Origin of the sequence: Pseudomonas sp. R43(2017), assembly GCF_002112345.1 — a bacterium.
In the GTDB taxonomy this organism is placed as follows: Bacteria; Pseudomonadota; Gammaproteobacteria; order Pseudomonadales; family Pseudomonadaceae; genus Aquipseudomonas; species Aquipseudomonas kribbensis.
Map to the genome: position 1 here is coordinate 524892 of NZ_NEHJ01000005.1, position 20736 is coordinate 545627.

General features: G+C 62.0%; 15 protein-coding genes. 10 read left to right on the plus strand and 5 right to left on the minus strand.

What is annotated here, in order from left to right; translation table 11 throughout:
- Positions 1-134 precede the first annotated feature (134 nt).
- Positions 135-2210, plus strand: coding sequence for an AsmA family protein (locus CAG02_RS17210; protein ID WP_085711184.1), 2076 nt, complete (start codon positions 135-137; stop codon positions 2208-2210).
- Positions 2211-2311: 101 nt separating this feature from the next.
- Here CAG02_RS17210 and CAG02_RS17215 read toward each other — a convergent pair whose 3' ends face one another.
- On the minus strand, positions 2312-2842 hold the full coding sequence (locus CAG02_RS17215; RefSeq protein ID WP_085711185.1) for a bacterioferritin: 531 nt from the start codon (positions 2840-2842) through the stop codon (positions 2312-2314).
- Between the two features lie 90 nt (positions 2843-2932).
- Entirely contained in the window at positions 2933-3862 is a 930-nt protein-coding gene (locus CAG02_RS17220) for a LysR substrate-binding domain-containing protein (RefSeq protein WP_170931611.1), read from the minus strand.
- A 108-nt stretch (positions 3863-3970) separates the two neighbouring features.
- Between CAG02_RS17220 and CAG02_RS17225 the strand changes: the two genes are divergently transcribed.
- The 3 genes from CAG02_RS17225 (at position 3971) to CAG02_RS17235 (ending at position 5897) form a co-directional block, all read left to right on the plus strand.
- On the plus strand, positions 3971-4609 hold the full coding sequence (locus CAG02_RS17225; protein ID WP_085711187.1) for an FMN-dependent NADH-azoreductase: 639 nt from the start codon (positions 3971-3973) through the stop codon (positions 4607-4609).
- Positions 4610-4915, plus strand: coding sequence for a multidrug efflux SMR transporter (locus CAG02_RS17230; protein ID WP_085711188.1), 306 nt, complete (start codon positions 4610-4612; stop codon positions 4913-4915).
- Positions 4916-5006: 91 nt separating this feature from the next.
- Complete coding sequence (locus CAG02_RS17235; RefSeq protein ID WP_085711189.1) at positions 5007-5897, plus strand: triacylglycerol lipase; 891 nt, start codon at positions 5007-5009, stop codon at positions 5895-5897.
- On the opposite strand, the gene CAG02_RS17240 is transcribed toward CAG02_RS17235, so the two are convergent.
- A complete protein-coding gene (locus CAG02_RS17240) occupies positions 5894-6787 on the minus strand; it encodes a DMT family transporter (RefSeq protein WP_085711190.1) in 894 nt (297 codons plus the stop codon). The two genes, CAG02_RS17235 and CAG02_RS17240, sit on opposite strands and share 4 nt — an antisense overlap.
- 98 nt (positions 6788-6885) lie before the next feature.
- Here CAG02_RS17240 and CAG02_RS17245 point away from each other — a divergent pair, with 98 nt between their 5' ends.
- The 3 genes from CAG02_RS17245 (at position 6886) to CAG02_RS17255 (ending at position 9400) form a co-directional block, all read left to right on the plus strand.
- The gene (locus CAG02_RS17245; RefSeq protein ID WP_085711295.1) at positions 6886-7680 is read left to right on the plus strand and encodes a helix-turn-helix transcriptional regulator; all 795 of its coding nucleotides are present in this window, start codon (positions 6886-6888) and stop codon (positions 7678-7680) included.
- Positions 7681-7743: 63 nt separating this feature from the next.
- On the plus strand, positions 7744-8049 hold the full coding sequence (locus tag CAG02_RS17250) for a PsiF family protein (protein WP_085711191.1): 306 nt from the start codon (positions 7744-7746) through the stop codon (positions 8047-8049).
- Between the two features lie 337 nt (positions 8050-8386).
- Positions 8387-9400, plus strand: a complete 1014-nt coding sequence (locus CAG02_RS17255; RefSeq protein WP_085711192.1) for an AI-2E family transporter — start codon at positions 8387-8389, stop codon at positions 9398-9400.
- A 115-nt stretch (positions 9401-9515) separates the two neighbouring features.
- On the opposite strand, the gene CAG02_RS17260 is transcribed toward CAG02_RS17255, so the two are convergent.
- Positions 9516-10790, minus strand: a complete 1275-nt coding sequence (locus tag CAG02_RS17260; RefSeq protein WP_085711193.1) for an Hsp70 family protein — start codon at positions 10788-10790, stop codon at positions 9516-9518.
- Positions 10791-11082: 292 nt separating this feature from the next.
- On the opposite strand from CAG02_RS17260, the gene CAG02_RS17265 reads away from it, so the two are divergent.
- A complete protein-coding gene (locus CAG02_RS17265) occupies positions 11083-12033 on the plus strand; it encodes a DnaJ C-terminal domain-containing protein (RefSeq protein WP_085711296.1) in 951 nt (316 codons plus the stop codon).
- Between the two features lie 23 nt (positions 12034-12056).
- The gene (locus tag CAG02_RS17270) at positions 12057-12362 is read left to right on the plus strand and encodes a chaperone modulator CbpM (protein ID WP_085711194.1); all 306 of its coding nucleotides are present in this window, start codon (positions 12057-12059) and stop codon (positions 12360-12362) included.
- A 5-nt stretch (positions 12363-12367) separates the two neighbouring features.
- Here the strand turns inward: CAG02_RS17270 and CAG02_RS17275 are convergent, their stop codons facing one another.
- Positions 12368-13495: a sensor histidine kinase KdpD gene (locus CAG02_RS17275; protein WP_085711195.1), complete on the minus strand. Its 1128-nt coding sequence runs from the start codon at positions 13493-13495 to the stop codon at positions 12368-12370.
- A gap of 178 nt (positions 13496-13673) precedes the next feature.
- Between CAG02_RS17275 and CAG02_RS17280 the strand changes: the two genes are divergently transcribed.
- Complete coding sequence (locus CAG02_RS17280; RefSeq protein ID WP_170931612.1) at positions 13674-20708, plus strand: NEL-type E3 ubiquitin ligase domain-containing protein; 7035 nt, start codon at positions 13674-13676, stop codon at positions 20706-20708.
- Positions 20709-20736 lie beyond the last annotated feature (28 nt).

Here is a 20736-nt window from a genome sequence, read left to right on the forward strand (position 1 = left end):
CCACCGTTTTTTGGCCCCGATGGGGCTTTCGATTAAACCTGCGGGCGGTTTGTCAGTCGTAGACTTCATGAGGGCCTTGCAAGGCCCGTTGTATCAGCGGCGTCGATCCGCAGTCGTTTTCAGGAGCTTTGTGCATGACGCGCACCCGTAAAATCTTCGCCTGGACCTTCGCCACCCTCGTGCTGTTGCTGGCGGTGCTGGTCCTGATCATCGTGTTCTTCGACTGGAACCGGATCAAACCGCCGCTCAACGCCAAAGTCTCGGAAGAACTGCACCGAGCGTTCGCCATCAACGGCAACCTCGCCGTGGTCTGGCAGCGCGAGCCGGACGAGGGCGGCTGGCGCGCCTGGGTGCCGTGGCCGCATGTGGTGGCCGAAGACCTGACCCTGGGTAACCCGGACTGGTCGAAGCAGCCGCAGATGGTCACCCTCAAAAAGGTCGAGTTGCGCATTTCGCCGCTGGCCTTGCTGGCGCAACGGGTGACGATCCCGCGCATCGACCTGACCGAACCCAACGCGCAATTGCAGCGCCTGGCCGATGGTCGCGCCAACTGGACGTTCAAATTCGATCCCAAGGACCCGAACGCCGAACCGTCGAACTGGGTGGTGGATATCGGCGCCATCGGTTTCGACAAGGGCCATGTCACCCTGGATGACCAGACCCTCAAGACCAACCTCGATCTGCTGATCGATCCCCTGGGCAAACCGATTCCCTTCAGCGAGATCGTCGGCGACAAAGCGGCGAAAACCGCGCTGGAAAAGGGCGGCGCACCGCAGGATTACGCTTTTGCACTAAAAGTCACCGGCCAGTACCACGGTCAGAAACTCACCGGACAAGGCAAGGTCGGCGGCCTGCTGGCCCTGCAGGATGCAGCCAAACCGTTCCCGTTGCAGGCCCAGGCGAAAATCGGCGACACCAGCATCGAACTCGCCGGCACCCTGACCGATCCGCTCAACCTCGGCGCCCTCGACCTGCGCCTGAAACTGGCGGGCGCCAGCCTTGGCAATCTCTATCCGCTGACCGGCGTGACCCTGCCGGATACGCCGCCGTATTCCACCGACGGTCATCTGATCGCCAAGCTGCATGAGCCGGACGGCGCGCAGTTCCGCTACGAGCAGTTCAACGGCAAGATCGGCGGCAGCGACATTCACGGCGACCTGGCCTACGTTGCCAGCCAGCCACGGCCCAAACTCAGCGGGGCGTTGCTGTCCAATCAACTGCTGTTTGCCGACCTCGCGCCGCTGATTGGCGCGGATTCCAACGACAAGCAAAAGGCCCGTGGCGGTGAGAGCAAGCAACCGGCGGACAAGGTGCTGCCGGTAGAGGAGTTCAAGACAGACCGTTGGCGGGCGATGGACGCCGACGTCGAATTCACCGGCAAACGCATCGTCCACAGTGAGAAGCTGCCGTTCACCGACCTCTATACCCACCTCAAGCTCAACGACGGCGAACTGAGCCTGGAGCCGCTGCGCTTCGGCGTGGCCGGTGGCAACCTTGATGCGCAGATCCGCCTCAATGGCCGCACCGAACCGCTGGAAGGCCGGGCGAAACTGACCGCGCGCAAGTTCAAACTCAAGCAGCTGTTTCCGACCTTCGAACCGATGAAGACCAGTTTCGGCGAGCTCAACGGCGATGCCGACATCAGCGGTCGCGGCAACTCGGTGGCCAAGCTGCTGGGCGGCGCCAACGGCAACCTGAAGATGTTGATCAACGACGGCGCAATCAGCCGTGAGTTGATGGAACTGGCGGGACTCAACGTCGGCAACTACGTGGTCGGCAAGGTCTTTGGCGACAAGGAAGTGAAGATCAATTGCGCGGCGGCGGACTTCGACATCAAGACCGGCCTGGCGACCACGCGGCTGTTCGTGTTCGATACCGAGAACGCGATCATCTACATCGACGGCACGGCGAACATGGCCACCGAGCAACTGGACCTGACCGTGACGCCGGAATCCAAGGGCTGGCGTCTGATCTCCCTGCGCTCGCCGCTGTACGTGCGCGGCAAGTTCATCAAGCCGGACGCCGGGGTCAAAGCGGTGCCGTTGATGCTGCGCGGTGCCGGCATGGTGGCGCTGGGCGTGATCGCAGCACCGGCGGCGGGGCTGCTGGCGCTGGTGGCGCCGAGCGGTGGCGAGCCGAACCAGTGTGCGCCGTTGCTGGAGCAGATGAAGGCGGGCAAGGCACCCGTGACCGTCAAACCCACTAAATGATTCTCTAGCGTTTATCAGAAAGCTATCGCGGGCAAGCCCGCTCCCACAGGTTCAGTGAAAACCTGTGGGAGCGGGCTTGCCCGCGATTGGATCTGGAGATATCAGAGGTCTTTCAGGATGTCCGCCATGTCATCGGCATGCTCTTCTTCCTGAGCCAGGATGTCTTCGAAGATCCGCCGGGTAGTCGGATCCTTTTCACCGATGTACTGAATGATCTCGCGATAGCTGTCGATGGCGATCCGTTCGGCCACCAGGTCTTCGTAGACCATTTCCTTCAGGGTTTTGCCCGCCACGTATTGCGCGTGGGACATCTTCGACAGCAGATCCGGGTTGAACTCGGGCTCGCCGCCCAGTTGCACGATGCGCTCGGCGAGGCGGTCGGCGTGAGCCGCTTCCTGAGTGGCGTGCTCGAGAAATTCATCGGCGGCGACATTGGCCTTCAAGCCGTTGGCCATGAAGTAGTGGCGCTTGTAGCGCAATACGCAGACCAGTTCGGTGGCCAGCGATTCATTGAGCAGGCGCAGCACTTCTTCTCGATTGGCGCTGTAGCTTTCGGTCACCGCGCCGTTTTCCACGTGTTGTCGTGCGCGCTCGCGCAGGGTTTGAACATCAGACAAATGCAGGTCACTCATTTCAGTCTCCTGGAGGCTAATCCGATTGGCGCCACGTTCTGCCGACGTGATCGCTACCCAGGTTGTGAGTGATGCGCGCTGCAAAAAGTTTTATGTATTTTTCGGCAATCTCGGCGACAGTCCGGACAACTGCGCTTCTTCCTGCAACCAGGCAAAGAACGCCCGCACCGGCGGATGACGTTCGCGACCCGGGACGCACAGTGCGCTGTAGCCCGCGCCATCGACCTGGACCTCTCCCTTGTACGGCACCAGCAAACCGCTGGCGACGCTCTCCGACACCAGAATATTGCTTGCCAGCACCAGCCCTTGCCCGGCGATGGCCGCTTGCAGGGCGTAGTGTTCTTCGTCGTATTCCCGGATCACCGGATGCTGGTTTATCCAGTTTTCACCCGACTTGCCGCACCACGCTTCCCAGCCATGGGCATACAGCTTCGAGTTATGCCAGTGCACGCTGATCAGCGCCGGTGTGCGACGGGCGGCCAGCGCCACCTGCTCCGGCGAGCCGTACACGCCGAACGATTCATCGAACAGGCACAACCCGTAGAGGTTCGGGTAATCGTCGAGGCTGTAGCGCAACACCAGATCGACGCTGGCGTCCTGATGCAGATCGATCACTTCGCAGTGGGTGTCCAGACGCACATTGATGTTCGGGTGTTTCGTATAAAACCGCCCCAGTCGCGGCACCAGCCACAGGGCGGCGAACGCGGCGGTGGTCGATAGCGTCAGGCTGCTGCCGCTGCGTTGCGGGCGCAGGGTGTCGACGCTTTGTGCCACTTCCAATAGCGCGCCGTGCAGGCTGCGGAACAGCCGCTCACCGCCCTCGGTCAGGCGCACCTGACGCGGCAGGCGTTCGAACAGCGCCACGCCGAGCCAGTCCTCCAGCGAGCGGATCTGATGGGAAATCGCCGTCGGCGTCACCGCCAGTTCTTCGGCGGCCGCCTTGAAGCTCAACAGGCGCGAAGCGGATTCAAAGGCGCGCAGGGCGGTCAATGGCAGTGAGGCGAACATGGAAAACTCCACGGATGAAATAAATTCATCCAGACTGATTTTTGCTCATTTGAGGTGAAGAAGTGATGCCTGCAATCTGGCGCCACACAGCCACTCAAGTCTAGCCCCAAGGAGTTTCAGATGAGCAAGATTCTTGCGATCCATGCCAGCCCACGCGGTGAGCGTTCCCATTCGCGGCGTCTGGCGGAAAGTTTTCTCAGTGCCTGGCAAGTCCGTCATCCGCAGGCTCAGGTCACCCGTCGCGAAGTCGGGCGGGCGTTGATTCCGGCGGTGAATGAAGCGTTTGTCGCGGCGGCGTTTTACCCGGAACCCGAAGCACGGCCGCTGTCGATGCAGGCCGATCTGGCCCTTAGCGATCAACTGGTGGGAGAGCTGTTCGATCACGACCTGCTGCTGATTTCCACGCCGATGTACAACTTCAACGTGCCCAGCGGCCTCAAGGCCTGGGTCGATCAGATCGTGCGGTTGGGCCTGACGTTCGACCACACCCTGGACAATGGCGTGGCCCAGTACACGCCGCTGTTGCGCGGCAAGAAAGCGCTGATCGTCACCAGTCGTGGCGGTTTCGGTTTTGGCCCGGGCGGCGAGCTGGAGGCGTTGAACCACGCCGACCCGTGGCTGCGCACGGCGCTGGGGTTCATCGGCATCAACGACGTCACGGTGGTCGCGGCCGAGGGCGAAGAATCCGCCGAACGCACCTTTGCGGTGTCGGTGGCCGAGGCCGAGCAGCGCTTGCTCGACCTGGCCCGGGAGTTCTAGGTGGCCTGGCTGTTTCTGCTGATCGCGGCCGGATTCGAAGTCACCTTCGCCATGGGCATGAAGTACGCCGAGGGTTTCACCCGGCTGTGGCCGTCGCTGATTACCGTGGTCGCGGCGGTGGGCGGGATTTATTTCCTGACCCTGGCCATGCGCGAGCTGCCGGTGAGCATCGCCTACCCGGTCTGGACCGCCATCGGTTCGCTCGGCACGGTGTTTCTCGGTTTCGCGCTGCTGGGCGAGAGCCTGACGCTGGTGAAATTGTTGTCGGTAGGGCTGATTGTGGCGGGGGTGGTGGGGCTGAAGTAGGCTGGTCGTGGAGTTGTCATCATCGAGGAGGATGCTTGGCGGGCGTTTTGCACGTCATGCATCCTCCCACCGACCACAGGGATGTCTGCCCATGTCGCAGGAATCGGCCACACGTTATCCACTGGTGCTGGTGCCGGGAATGCTCGGTTTCATCCGTCTGGTGCTGTATCCGTACTGGTACGGGATCATCAAAGCGTTGCGCCGGGGTGGGGCGACGGTGATTGCGGTGCAGGTGTCGCCGCTCAATTCCACCGAGGTGCGCGGCGAGCAGCTGCTGGCGCGGATCGATGAAATCCTGCGCGAGACTGGTGCAGCGAAGGTCAATCTGTTCGGCCATAGCCAGGGCTCGTTGACGGCGCGTTATGCGGCAGCCAAACGCCCGGATCTGGTGGCCTCGGTGACCTCGGTGGCCGGGCCCAATCACGGTTCGGAGCTGGCCGACTATCTGGCGAAGCACTATCCGGCGGACAGCGCCCGGGGCCGCATCCTCGAGGCGCTGTTGCGTTTTGTCGGCTGGCTGATGGCGCTGCTGGAAACCGGTTACCACGGGCCAAAACTGCCGGTGGATATCCACGCGTCGCACAACTCCCTGACCACCGAAGGCGTGGCGCTGTTCAACCAGCGTTATCCACAGGGCTTGCCGGAAACGTGGGGCGGGCACGGGCCGGAAGAGGTCAACGGCGTGCGCTATTACTCGTGGTCCGGCACCTTGCAGCCGGGCAAGACCGACCGTGGCGGCAACCTGTTCGACGGCACCAACCGCAGCTGTCGGTTGTTCGCCAAAACCTTCGTGCGCGAGCCGGGGCAGTGCGACGGCATGGTCGGGCGCTTCAGCTCGCACCTGGGCACGGTCATCGGCGATGACTACCCGATGGATCACTTCGACATCGTCAACCAGTCACTGGGACTGGTCGGCAAAGGGGCGGACCCGGTGCGGCTGTTTGTCGAGCATGCGGCGCGGTTGAAAGCCGCCGGGGTCTAGGCGGCGCTTGGAGTGCGGGAGCGACCGAGGACGGTGGTCCAGCGCTCGGAAAGAATCACCCCGCCCAGCGTCAGCAAGCCACCGACCAGGTGATACATCGCCAGTTGTTCCTTCAGCACCACCGCTGCTATCAGCGCGGTGATCAACGGCAACAGGTTGAAGAACAGCGTGGTCCGGCTCGGGCCCAGGCGCTGCACGGCCTGCATCCACGCCAGTGGCGCAAGCATCGAGGCCAGCAGGCACGCGTACAGCACCAGCGGGATGTTCTGCAGGGTCAGGCCGGTTTTCGGCGACATGGCGTACAGCGGGAACAGCACCACCACCGCCACCAGCACCTGCAAGTACAGCAACACCAGCGGCGGCAGGCGCAGCTGCCATTTTTTCAGCAGGGTGCTGTAGATCGCATAGGCGAGGGTGGCGATCAGCATCATCGCGTCACCCAGATTCACCCCGTGTTGCAGCAGCGCGCCGAGGCTGCCGGACGACACCACCACCAGCACCCCGGCGAATGACAGCACCGCACCGACCAGCGCGCCGGCGGTCAGGCGCTGGCCGAGGCTGATGATTGCCATGGCCAGCGACATCAACGGCATCAGCGACAGGATGATGCCCATGTTGGTGGCGCTGGTCATGGTCGCCGCGAAGTAGGCCAGGCTCTGATAGACCGCCATGCCCAGCACGCCGAGGATGAAGATCTTGCCCAGGTTCGGGCGGATCTGCGGCCAGTGTGCAATCACCTTTTTGAGCATGAACGGGGTGAACAGCAGCCCGGCGAGCAGCCAGCGGTAGAAGCCGATTTCGGCGGGAAAGATCGCACCGACGGCCAGCTTGTTGATCACGGTGTTGCCGGCCCAGATGAAAATCGCCAGCAGGGGAAACGCGTATTGCATGGGAGGAGAAACCAGTACGTTGATGAACGGTGATTATCCCCTGTCTGGATGCAGGCCTATACTGCGAACCGGACAACCTGCCTCTGATTCCGGACAGCATGAACAGTAAACACATCGATCTGCTGGATTTCAGCGAACTGCCGTCGGCGGTGTATTTCCGCTATGCCGACTTCAACGCCCACGAATACGCCGCACCGCACCGCCACCCGTGGGGCACGCTGGAATACGCAGCCCACGGCGTGCTGCACATGGATGTCGACGGCAGCCGCTTCATGTCGCCGCCGCAATACGCGGTGTGGGTGCCGCCGCAGGTTGAGCACAGTTTCTACAGTCATCAGCCGGTGAATTATCGGGCGGTGTGTCTGGCGCCCGAGGTCTGCGCGGATTTGCCGGCGCAGGCTTGCACGCTGGCGATCAGCGATATTCTCAAGGCGATCCTCAAGGACTTCGCCGCCCGGGATGTGAAGATCCCCGCGTTCGACGCCGACCAGCGCCTGGCCCAGGTGCTGGTGGATCAATTGCGCCAGGCGCCGGTTCATCAGTGTTATCTGCCCTATGCCAGCAGCCCCGGTTTGCTGACCATCCTCGAAACCCTGCAGGCCGAGCCCGGCAACAACGAGCCGCTGGCGCACTGGGCGGCGCAGGTGCATGTCAGCGAGCGCACTCTGGCCCGGCAATTCGTGCGGGAGCTGGGGATGAGTTTCGGCGAGTGGCGTCAGCGCTTGCGCTATCTCGCCGCCATCGAGGCCTTGGAGAGTTCGCGCAGCGTGCAGGAAATCGCCTTCGATCTCGGTTACAGCAGCGGCTCGGCGTTCATCGCCATGTTCGCCCGTCAGGCCGGGTGTACGCCGGAACAGTACCGGCGCAGTCACCTGGAGAGCAGGAAGGTGTAACAAGCTTTGACTACACTCAGCCGGAGGCCGTATCCATCGATGCGGCGACAAGGAGAAAACTCCATGAAGATGCTGCGTGTCCCTTTGTTGATGATCGGTCTGCTGCTGTGCTCCCAGGGTTTCGCCGCCACGGCGCAACAGAACAAGATGACCACCTGCAACGCCGACGCCACGGCCAAGAGCCTCAAGGGCGACGAGCGCAAGACCTTCATGAGTACTTGCCTGAAGGCAGCGCCGGCGGCCAATGACGCCAAGACCCTGACCCCGCAGCAGGAAAAGATGAAGACCTGCAATGCCGACGCCAAGACCAAGGCGCTGACCGGTGATGCGCGCAAGGCGTTCATGAGTGATTGCCTGAAGAAGAAATGAGGTGGATTCGACGGGATGGGTTCGACTCGCGAACCGGCCCTCACCCTAACCCTCCCGAAACGTCGGACCGCCCAGAGGGAGAGGGGACCGATTCGGGGATGACTGGTATTTGCACCGACCTGAATGTGCAGTGCTGAATCCGGAGTCGACCCAGTCTTTCAGGCTGTGGAAACTCTGGGAATCTATGCGATCAGTTCCCTCTCCCTCCGGGAGAGGGCTAGGGTGAGGGCTGGGCCGCAAGTCAGACACCAAACCCACAAACACCGCATATCCCTAGTGCTCCCCAAGGATCGCTGGCAGACTGCCAATCCTTTTACGCCGTTCGTTTTGAGGCTGTATGCCAACGTTTTCTGAGCGTCATGTTGTGTTCTGGGTCAGTTGCATCATCATTTTCGGCGGGTTGCTGCTGGTGCTGCCGCTGCGTCTGTTGCCCAGTCTGTTGGCCGGTTTGTTGGTGTTCGAGCTGGTCAACATGCTCACTCCGCAACTGCAACGGCTGATCGAAGGCCGCCGCGCGCGCTGGCTGGCGGTGGCATTGCTGGGCACGCTGGTGGTGAGTGTGCTGGCGCTGATCTTTGCCGGGGCGATCAGTTTCCTGCTGCACGAGGCGGAAAATCCCGGAGCTTCCCTCGACAAATTCATGGGTGTGGTTGACCGTGCGCGCGGGCAACTGCCGCCGTTCCTCGACAGCTATCTGCCCGCCAGCGCCGCCGAATTCCGTGTGGCCATCGGTGAATGGGCGAGCAAGCACCTGTCCGAGCTGCAACTGGTGGGCAAGGACGCGGCGCACATGTTCGTGACCCTGCTGATCGGCATGGTGCTCGGCGCAATCATCGCCCTGCAGCGCGTGCCGGATGTCACCAAGCGCAAGCCGTTGGCGGCCGCACTGTTCGACCGTCTGCACCTGCTGGTTCAAGCGTTTCGCAACATTGTCTTCGCGCAGATCAAGATTTCCCTGCTCAACACCTTCTTCACCGGGATCTTCCTGGCGGTGATCCTGCCGCTGTTCGGGATCAAGCTGCCGCTGACCAAGACCCTGATCGTGCTGACGTTCCTGCTCGGTCTGCTGCCGGTGATTGGCAATCTGATGTCGAACACGCTGATCACCATCGTCGGCCTGTCGCTGTCGATCTGGGTGGCGGTTGCCGCGCTGGGTTACCTGATCTTTATCCACAAGCTCGAATACTTCCTCAACGCGCGCATCGTCGGCGGGCAGATCAGTGCCAAGTCCTGGGAGTTGCTGCTGGCGATGCTGGTGTTCGAGGCCGCGTTCGGCCTGCCGGGGGTGGTGGCGGGGCCGATTTATTACGCGTATCTGAAGAGTGAGTTGAAGCTGGGCGGGATGGTTTGATCCAGGTTTTGTAGCGTCAGAAAGGGCCCTTTCGCGAGCAAGCTCGCTCCCACAGGTTCAGTGTGATCCTGTGGGAGCGAGCTTGCTCGCGATTGGCAGCGCCGCAGAAACTGGATCAGTTTACTGAGCCATAACGCTTCATGGCCTCAATCGCCAGACCGCTACCGATGCTGCCAAAGATATTCCCTTCCACATGCCGCGCATTCGGCAGCATGGCCGAAACGCTGTTGCGCAGCGCCGGGATGCCGCTGGAACCGCCGGTGAAGAACACCGTATCGACCTGACCCACCGCCACATTGGCGTCCGCCAGCAATTGCGTGACGCTGCCACGCACGCGCTCAAGCTGCGCCTCGATGGCCGATTCGAACAGAGCGCGGGTCAACTCGACGTTCAGCCCGGATTCGATCCGGTCCAGCGGCACGTGACGGCTGTCGTTGTGGGTCAGATGAATCTTGGTTTCTTCCACTTCCATCGCCAGCCAGTGCCCGGCGCGCTGTTCGATCAGCTTGAACAGACGGTCGATGCCGCCGGTGTCCTCGATGTCGTAGCGCATGCTGCCCAGGGCCAGGGTCGATTTCTGCGAATACACCGAGTTGATGGTGTGCCAGGTCGCCAGGTTCATGTGGTGGCTGGTCGGCATGAACGCGCCGCTCTTCATGCGGCTGCCGTAGCCGAACAGCGGCATCAGGCCTTGCAGGCTCAGTTGCTTGTCGAAGTCGGTCCCGCCGATGTGCACGCCGCCGGTGGCGAGGATGTCGTCGTGACGGTTATCCATGCCCCGACGCTCGGGCGACAGGCGCACCAGCGAGAAGTCCGACGTACCACCGCCGATGTCGACGATCAGTACCAGCTCTTCCTTTTCGATGGTCGACTCGTAGTCGAAGGCCGCGGCAATCGGCTCGTACTGGAACGACACGTCCTTGAAGCCGAGTTTGCGCGCCACTTCCACCAGGGTGTCTTCGGCTTCCTGGTCGGCCAGCGGGTCGTCATCGACGAAGAACACCGGGCGGCCCAGCACCACCTGCTCGAACTCACGACCGGCGGCGGCTTCGGCACGGCTCTTGAGCTGGCCAATGAACAGCCCGAGCAGGTCCTTGAACGGCATCGCGGTGCCGAGGACGCTGGTGTCGTGCTTGATCAGCTTGGAACCGAGCAGGCTCTTGAGCGAGCGCATCAGTCGGCCTTCGTAGCCTTCCAGGTACTCGTGCAGCGCCAGGCGACCGTAGACCGGGCGGCGTTCTTCGATGTTGAAGAAGACCACCGACGGCAGGGTGATCTTGTCGTCTTCCAGCGCGATCATCGTTTCCATGCCGGGGCGCAGCCAGCCGACGGTGGAGTTGGACGTGCCAAAGTCGATGCCGCAGGCACGGGCTGGAGAGGCGTCTTTCATGTCTTTCGGTTCCGGTCAAAAAAACGGCCGCGCAGTGTATGTCAGTGCGCGACAGATTCGAAGGCCGGTCATCCGCTATTTCGCGTCTAAGCTTGCTTGAAAGTCGGCGCTTTGCCCCAAACTTGCTGGCATGGGCCGGCAGACACACCGGCGGTCGCAAGAACCGCCGTCCACTGCCGATAAACTTCTGCTGCGCCACCCGGTCACAACCTTGAGATCGGTCAACCGGCCTTGCGCGAATCGGCGCATGCTGGCAACGGCGCGAAATCGATAACGGATGGTGATTCCTTCGATGGACTTCAAAGACTATTACAAGATACTCGGCGTGGAGCCGACGGCTGACGACAAGGCAATCAAGGCTGCCTATCGCAAGCTCGCGCGCAAATACCACCCCGATGTCAGCAAGGAAAAAGACGCCGAGGCCAAGTTCAAGGACGCCTCGGAAGCCTATGAAGCGCTGAAAAGCGCCGACAAGCGTGCCGAATACGACGACCTGCGTCGCTACGGCCAGCACGGTCAGCCGTTTCAGGGCCCGCCGGGCTGGCAGAGCCGTGGGGGCTTCGGTGGCGGTGGTGGCGAAACGGGTGATTTCTCGGACTTCTTCAGTTCGATCTTTGGCAATCGCGGCCCCGGTTTCGGTGGCGGCGCTGGCCGGCAATCCCGCAGCTCCGGGCGCCGAGGGCAAGACGTGGAACTGGAACTGCCGATTTTCCTGGAAGAAACCCTGTCGAACGAATCGAAAAAGATCAGCTTCCAGGTACCGCAATACAACGCCAGCGGCCAGCACGTCAGCAACACCAGCAAGAGCCTGAACGTGAAGATCCCGGCGGGCGTGACCGACGGCGAGCGCATCCGCCTCAAAGGCCAGGGCGCACCGGGCATCGGTGGCGGCGCCAATGGCGATCTGTACCTGACCATTCGTTTCGCGCCGCACCCGAAATTCGATGTCGAAGGCGAAAACCTGATCATCACTTTGCCCCTGGCACCGTGGGAACTGGCGCTGGGCACCGAAGTGGCGGTGCCGACCCTGACCGGCAAGATCAACCTCAAGGTGCCGGCCGGCAGCCAGAACGGTCAGCGCATGCGCGCCAAGGGCCACGGTCTGCAGAACAAGGCCGGCGAACGCGGTTACCTGTTCGTCCAGCTCAAGGCCGTGATGCCGAAGGCCGCCGGCGATGACGTCAAGGCGCTATGGCAGGAACTGGCGAAGAAGGCCGCCTTCAATCCGCGAGAGAACTTCTGATACTGACGACGGAGTAGCCCATCATGAGCAGCCCCCTGATCGTTCAACTGGACATGGCAGAATTCTGTGAGGCGGCCGATCTGTCGGACGTCTACGTGATCGAAATCGTCGAACACGGCATCCTCGAACCTCAGGGCGCGCAGCCCCGGGAATGGCGCTTCACCGACTACGAACTGGCCCTGGCCAAACGCGCCGCCAAGCTGCGGCGCGACCTGGAGCTGGAGTGGGAAGGCGTCGCCCTGGCGCTGGACCTGCTGGAAGAAGTGAAGGAACTGCGGGCCGAGAACCGCATGCTGCGTCAGCGGTTGGGGCGGCTGGTGGTCGAGTGACCGCTTCAGCTCTTCCTTGGCAGCATCACGCTGAACAGCGTCCCTTCGGTTTCGCTTGAGCTGACTTCGATCGTCCCGCCATGGGCGGTCACCACTTCCTTGACGATGAACAGCCCCAGGCCAAGGCTGGTGGACGGCTGGCCAAGTTCTTCATCGGCGCTGCGTACCAGTGGATCGAAAATCGTGCCGATGGCTTCATCCGGGATCGGCTCGCCATAGTTGTGCACCGACAGATGCACCGCGTCGTTCTCGCCGCGCAGGGTCACGATCACTTCTTGCGGATTCGAACCATGTTGCAGGGCGTTGCCGATCAGATTCTGCAGCAACTGATCCAGCCGCCCGGCATCCCAGACACCTCGGGTATCACCATCGATCTTTAGGGTCGGATCGCACTCGGGATTGCCGGCGCAGGCTTCGGCGATGGCCGCCCGCACCGTGTCGGCCAAATCCATCGGTGCCGGTTCGATCGGCAGGCTCTTGCCCAGGCGGCTGCGTACCAGCTCCAGCAGATCGCTGACCATCGCCGCCATGTGCCGCGCGCCGTGTTTGATATTCAAAGCGCAGGTCAGCGCATCGCCTTCCAGAGTGGTTTTACGCATCAGCAGCTCGGTCGACATGCTGACCGCTTGCAGCGGTGCGCGCAGGTCGTGGCCGAGAATGGCGAGGAAGATGTCCCGCGAGCGATTGACCTGTTCGGCGTAGGCCGCCGTTGATTCGGCGAGGGCTTCATCGATGGCTTCGTTGAAACGGATCATGTCCTGGAAGTACGCCATGTCCGGCGACTGCAACGTGCCGACCCACAAGCGGATCACGCAGGCACGCAGGTGACGGAATTCCGAAGTCATCTGCACCAGGTCGAAGCCCACGGTATGGCGCAACTCACCGTGACTGGCGCCGGCCTTGTCCAGGCTCGGGGTCTTTTCCGGGCCTTCGCCCTTGGCCTTGGCGATTTGCTCGCTGGCGGTCTGTGCGGTGTCCATATCCCGGGCGGCGGCCAGCAGAATGGCCCGGGCATGGTCGCGCAGCGCCGCCTGGTCCAGGGTGTCGGCCGCCGGGGTGATGGTCCTGGCGAACTGTTCCCATTCCTCGACGATGTGATCCGCGTGTTGCCTGATGAATTCGGATAAACGCATGTCCGGGTTCCTGGAAATTCAAGGCGGGGCGTTCGAATATTAGCCCCTTTGTGCGGGAATGAAAGCGCCGCCGGGGCCTGAAATTTGCGCTGACAAGACGTCATGCGGCAAGACATATGTACCTCGGCCACGGCGGTTCTCCATGGTCTGCTTTCGCTCCATTTCAAGGAGTGAACCCATGTCCGACATCCCTGCCGCCTCACCTTCTCTGGACGCCGTTGCGCCACCGGGCCCGGTGGTGACGCAAAGTCTGCACGCCGACCTGCTGCAGCAGTCCAGTCCCGGGTGGCTGATCAACGCTTCGCCGCGCCAGCGTGAGGCTTTGAAACATGCCGATTCCGCCACACCGGACTGGTACAGACATGCGTCCCGCGATCAACGCAAAACCGTGGGCGATGCCCTGACCGCCAGCTTCGTCGCTCAGGCAAACCTGGACAAGGCCATGTCGGGTTTTCAGGACATCGATCAGTTTGCTGCGCCGTTGCTGACCAAGGCCCTCAAGGACCGGTTCAACGTGACGCTTGACGTCAACAAGACCTGGCTGGTGCTGAACAAACCGGTGGAAATGGGGATTTTTTCCATCGAAATCGATTATTTCGAAGTCCTGAAGCAGCCTCTGCTGCAAGCGGCGCTGCATAACTTCGAAGCCCGGGAATGTGAAAGCGGGGCCTTTCATCGAACATCGGGATTTCGCCTCGAAACCTCGACTGCAGGAACCCTGGAACCGTTGAATACCCGTCTGACGGTCGAGCAGTTCACAGGGCTGTGCCGATCACTCGACATCGGGGCGAAGTATCAGGCGTATCTCAAGGATTTCCTGCACCCCAAAGATGCGGTGGCCGTACATGTGCTGCGCGACAAATTCATCGACGCGTACAAGACCGCCCTGCGTGCGGCTGCCGAACTGGCCCTGGTCAAGGGCGACATCGGGCGCGAAGACTACGCATCGATCCGCTCGGTCCTCAATGGTGAGCTGGCGCCTCGTCAGGGTCATCGGCAGATCTGGTTTCGTGATCTGGGCCTGATGGGTCGGCGCATGACCGGCTGCGTGCTGTTCACAATCTGCGAAAAATATCGCTACAGCGACGACTCGATCCTGTATATCCCGGGCGATCCTTTCCACCCGCTCAAGCGCTACAAGGGCCGGGAAATAGAAGCGATGTTCAAGCAGCGCTTCACCACGCGAGACGCCAGTCGGGCACACCCCGCAAAGCCGAATGCCTACCAGCGTTTTTTCAGCCAGTTTGTCGCCTATGGTGACCGGCCATACTTTTTCAGTCAGTTCACCAACGACACGCCCGACCGGACATTCGCACAGAAACTGGAGCCCTACGCACCGCAGTTCAATGAGATTTACAAGGCCCTGAACCCGATCAACGGGGCGTTGACCGGCATCCGTGAATTGCCGCCGGTGTCACCAGTCGCGCAGGTGCCGAATGCGGATCCGTATCTGAATCCCGTGGACCTGTCCCGCAAGGGCCACGGGATCTGGGCGGATAATGTCGATCTGTGGAACTACCTGTTCGACCAGCATCGCGACCGATTGATTGCCGATGCTCGCAGCCATGCGGTACCCACGGCGGATGTCGATGCCAGAGTGCGCTCGGAAAAGCTCGCCGTGCTGCTGAACATCGGCATGCTGGTGCTGACCGGCATTTCGATGTTCGTGCCGGTATTGGGCGAAGTGATGATGGTGGTGATGACCGGGCAATTGCTCGAAGAAACCTTTGAAGGCTCCATCGAGTGGAGTGAGGGGGATCGCAAGGCTGCAAAGGCACACCTGATCGATGTCGCGCAAAACCTCGCGTTGATTGCCTTGATGGCGGGGGCCGGCAAGGGGCTTGCCCGGCTGACTGCTGCCAGATCGACACCGGTCATCGAGAACCTGCATCAGGTACAGATGCCAGACGGCAGGACCCGATTGTGGAAGCCTGATCTGAACGGTTACGAGAGTCCGGTCACGCTGGACTCGCGTGCGGCGCCCAACGCACTGGGGCAGTACCGGGTCGGGCAAGACCACTACATTCGGCTTGAAGGCAAGACGTACCGGCAGACTTACGACGAGTCGCTCAAGGCATGGCGAATCGATCACCCGAACGATCCGCAGGCTTATCAACCGCCGCTGGCCCACAACGGCGCCGGCGCCTGGCGACATACGCTCGAGCGCCCGCAGGCCTGGGACCGGCTGACACTCCTGCGGCGTATCGGCCACAGCAATGATGTTTTCGCTAACGAGCAGTTGCTGGCCCTTGCCGATACGGCCGGTGTCAGCGATGGCGCCCTGCGCAAGATGCACCTGGACAATGCCTTGCCGCCCCCGGAGCTGGCGGAGGCCATGCGCCTGTTCAACGCCGAGCGGGATGCCGGACTGATCGTCGAGCAGATTGCAGGGCGGCAACCCATCGACGGCCGTTATCTTCAGGTGTTGCCCTTGCTGCCCGAGATGCCGCGATGGCCGTGGGGGAGGCAATTGAAGATTTACGATTCCTCCGACTTTTCTGGGACCGCGCTCCGTTACGGGACACGACGCGGTGGCAAGGCGCCGATCCGGGTCAGCCGGGCCGAGGTGCTCAACGGTGAGTTGCCGGCGCGTATTCTGGCTTCGCTGGATGAAACCGAAGTGGTGCGATTGCTGGGTGGTGAACCCGCACGCGTAGCGGCCATAAGACCGCAGGAGTTGGCCAGGCAGATCGGCGACTTTACCGAGACCCGCAAACCGGCGCTGTTCCAGGGCCTTTTACGCACCGGCGATCCTGTTGCTCCCCGTGTCGCAAAGCTGCAGCGAATCCAGCCGGGCCTGACAGAGCGGGCTGCGCAAGCCGTGTTGCGACAGGCGGATGCCGAAGAGCTGGCACGGCTGGACAGTTCGTCGCGGGTTCCGCTGCATTTGCAGGAAATCGGCCGCTGGTATGCCGGCGAAGGGCGCCTGACCCGGGCCATAGCCGGGCTGCGCAGCGACACCATGGCGTCGACCGACAGCGCCCGACTGGCGCTGCACACATTGAGCAGGCTTCCGGGCTGGCCCGACGACGTACGTCTGGAGCTGCGCGAAGGCAGTGTCGGCGGGCCGCTGATCGATGGCATCGGCAACGAGACGGCGTCGCACCGCAAATTCGTGGTCAGGAACGGCACATCCTGGCAGGCCTTCAATGACCGCGCCGAAACACTCAACAGTATGCCCGCCAGAGGGGGCAACTTTTACACTTCGCTGATGCATGCCCTGCCCGATGAGGCGCGGCGCTCGATCGGATTGCCACAGGTGGGGCAGAGCGGGGAGTTGCAACGCGCGATCATTGATTACGCAGGTGCTCACCGCAGTGATTGCACGCGGGTGTTTCAATCCGCCTCTTCCGCCGGCCTGCGGTTCAGACCGCCTCGTCGTATTGCTTCCGGGTTGCTGGGTTATCCGGCCAGTGGCGATGGACCGGGGCCGGACCCGGTGTTGACCGGCCACGTCCAGAATGTCTATCCCCGATTGAGCGACGCGCAGGCCCGGGGTTTCATTCTTGAACAATGGCGCCTGGGCAAGACCGACCAACAGATCTTTCATCTGCTCAACAACCGCATGAGCGAGTGGCGGGAGCTTGAAGCGACGCTCGACCGATGGCTTGCCGGGCAGGACACGCGCTTTCACATCGCCGAAGATGAGTTCAGGCGATGTGTGCAAGGTATCAAAGACAGTTGGCGCAACGCGCCCTTGGCCGAACACGATCCTCAGGCGGCGAGCCTCACGATCGTCAGCGGCACCCGGTTGCCGTCGCTATCGGCGGATTTCTCCCATGTGCGCGAACTGACGCTGCGTGCCCCGGCGGTCGCCGATACGCTCGCCGCATTTCCCAATGTCGAGAGGCTGGCGCTGAGCGCGAGCATTGCTGAGTTCGACAAGGTACTCACGACACTCAGGTCGCTGCGGCACATGACTCGCCTGAAACTGTCGACACCGGTTACCGCGAAAGTGGCGGCGCGGCTTCGGGAGTTGATCCGGCTTGAAGAGCTTGAGTTGCACTGTACCGGTGGCGGGATGCATCCAGTGGTGCCGACGACGCTCGATGTGAGTGGCATGCGGCGGTTGCGCAGGCTCGAAGTCGCCAGCCCGGCAATGTACCAATGGCCGCTCGGCGTGCTGGACCTGCCCCGGCTCGAGCGTCTGAACCTGCGCTCGACGGCGATCAACAGCCTGCCGGTGGAAATCTATGAAGGCCATCAGCGACTGTTGTCCGGCCTTTCTCTGGACTGGTCGAAGTTTCCGCGTCGGGTATTCAAGCCGATCTACGAGTTCATCCGCAGTCAGCCGCGTCATCTGGTCGATCTGGAGGAAATGGTCGCTGATTACTGTCGCGGCGAACTCAAGCGTTTTGTCGGCATGGAACCCAGTCTGTTCGATGTCTTGAGCAATGGGTTCAAAGCGCAATTCACCGACTCGACCAGCCGGCTTGCGGCCATCGAAACCCTGGGGGAGCAGTTCGGCGAGCTGAACCGGTTGCAGGAGTGGGTCGGCCCCGGACCGACCGTGTTCAATGGCGGTGCCGCACGTTCGGCGGTGGTCGAGGCACTGAAGAACAACTGGCGTGGCGGGTTGTTTCAGCGTTTTGGTGCACCTACCGAAAGCGTTTTTTTCAATCTCTACGTCAGTTTGCCCAACGATGCCTCGGTGCTGGAAATTCTCGGTTCGCCCATGGACAGCCTGCCGACCTTGTCCGCCGAAGGATTCAGCCACGTCCGAAGTTTGCACCTGGCAGGGCTGGAGGCTCCGCTGGAACACATGCGTGGTTTCATCCGTACTTTCCGTGGCATCGACACCCTGGACCTGAGCCATTGCAATCTCTCGGCATTGCCGCTGGAGCCGGGCAATCTGCCGGCGCTCGAAACCCTGAACCTGCATGACAACCCGCTCAACCGTATTGATTTGCGCGGGATGAACCGACTGAAAGCGCTGGACCTGAGCAAGACCGCCATCGATCAATGGCCGGTCGGTGCCGAGGCATTGCCCGAGCTGACCTGGCTCGATCTCAGCGACAGCCGCTTGACGACGCTGCCCGATGCACTGCTGGCCGGTGACCGGTTGTTGCTCGACACCAGCCTGACCGGTACTCCGTTGAGCCCGCAGGCACAGGCCGGGCTGGCCGTCGCCCGGCGGCGGATCGAGGACAGCAGGGGACTGATCGCCGGTTCGTTGCAACGCTTTGCTCTGGAGGAACCGCGTCATCGTACGCCGCCCACGGAAAGCGGCTCGGTGATTGCCCGACGCCTGCTGCCGCTCCCGCCGGTGCCGGTGGACGAGGGGCCGTTGACGTGGGGTGCGCGCGTGCAGCGGTTGCGCCCGGATTACGACGCCGCCCGCGCGCAGACGGCCATCGAACGGATGCAGGACGCCGGATTGGCCGAGACGCAGATCAGCGCCCGGATCGTGAATTGGGAGCAATCGTTCGAGTCGCTGACCCGGCGCCTGAACGACTGGCTGTTCACCCATGAAACCCGTGGCATGGATTGGGTCGTATCGTCGCGCAGCCGCCAGCTCGCCGCGCAGCGCATCATCCAATGCTGGCGCGAAGGTGCGATTGACTGGAGCGGCGTGACTGACCGCGAGTTGAGCCTGGACGGCCTGCAAGTGGGCAACCTGCCTGAGCTGGACGACGTAATGCCTGCGGTCAGCAGTCTGAATCTGTCCGGGGTCAAGCTCACCACGAATGGTTCCAGCGGTTTTCTCAAGGCTTTTACGCAATTGCGTCGACTCAGTCTCAGTGGTAACCAGTTGTCGGCAATACCGGACCCCGTCGCGCAGATGCGTCAACTGGAACGGCTTGAGCTGTCGTTCACCGGCCTTGTGCAATCCACGACTCTGTATCCGCTCCTTGAGGGACTGGAGCAACTGCGTTGGCTGGATCTGAGCCATAACAGCCTGCGCACGTTCGACATCACCCGTCTCGGCCGGCTCGAGCGACTGAATCTGCAAGACAATCTGCTCACTGCCTGGCCGGACGGGGCGCTGCAATCCCCGAATCTGCAAACGCTCGACTTGAGCAACAACGAAATCGCGTCGATTCCTTCCGAACTGTATGACGGCACTCACGGGGCACTTATCGCTGGCAGCAATCTCTCGGAGAATTACGAAATATCGCAGCAGAGTCTTGTCCGGCTGCGTGCGTATGCCGATGCCCATGGCCGTCACGATGCACTGGGCATGACTTATGCCGACATCGACCGGATGATAGACGACCTGGACAGCACCACCGAAAGCGATGACGAAGGTGCGGGCCCGGAGAGTGAGCCGGAAATGGATGAGGTGCTTTCGACGCTGACTGAAAGCGCCCTCGAACAACAGGTCACCCCGTGGATTGAAAACATTGCCCACGAGGACGTCGTCTCCCATCGAGCGATGTGGAACCGGCTGGCAGCGGAACCCGACAACGCGGCGTTTTTTCATCTGCTGTCACGCATGCCGGATACCGAAGAGTTCCGGGTGTTTCGTGCCGATCTGACGCGGCGCGTCTGGGACATCATCAAGGCGGCCGACGGCAGTCATGAATTGCGCGAAACGCTGTTTTCCATGGCCAGCACGCACACCACTTGCGTCGACGGGCGAACCCTGGCGCTCAGTGAAATCGAGGTCAAGGTGTTCGAGTACAACGCCTTGCAGCATTTGCAGCCCGGCCTTGCAGACAAGGGGCGCGCCTTGCTCGACCTGTCACGGCAACTGTTCCGTCTGGGCGAGGTGGAAAAACTCGCCGCCCGCAGCATGAGCCGTCATGCCGACCCGGCGGAGGTTCGCCTGCAGTATCGAATCGGCCTGACCTCAGGCTGGGAGGATGGTTTGCAACTGCCGGGGCAGCCCAGCCATATGCGGTTCGCCCGGCCGATCAGGGGCGATGAGCTGGCAGCCGCGCGTGCGGCGGTGGTGAAGGCAGAGAAAAGCGAGCGGTTCTATGAGGACCTGATCAGCCGCGAATACTGGGTGCAGTACCTGAACGAGAAATATCCGGAGGCGTTTGCTGCGCTCGGCCGCGATGCAGATGAGCAACTCGAACGGCTCGAAAATGAACACGAGGACGTGAGCAGCGCAGCCTATCGGGAGGCGGTGCAGATGCTTGAGGTCGAGCGGAGCGTTGGGCGCAATCTGAAACTGATCGAGCTGTCGCACCTGGAGACCGGCGAGCCTATGTCCAGCGGAACCGGCGGTACTTCCCGGGACCTGATGGACACGTCGACCGGCTGACCACCAAAGCCCCGGGCATCGATCGCAT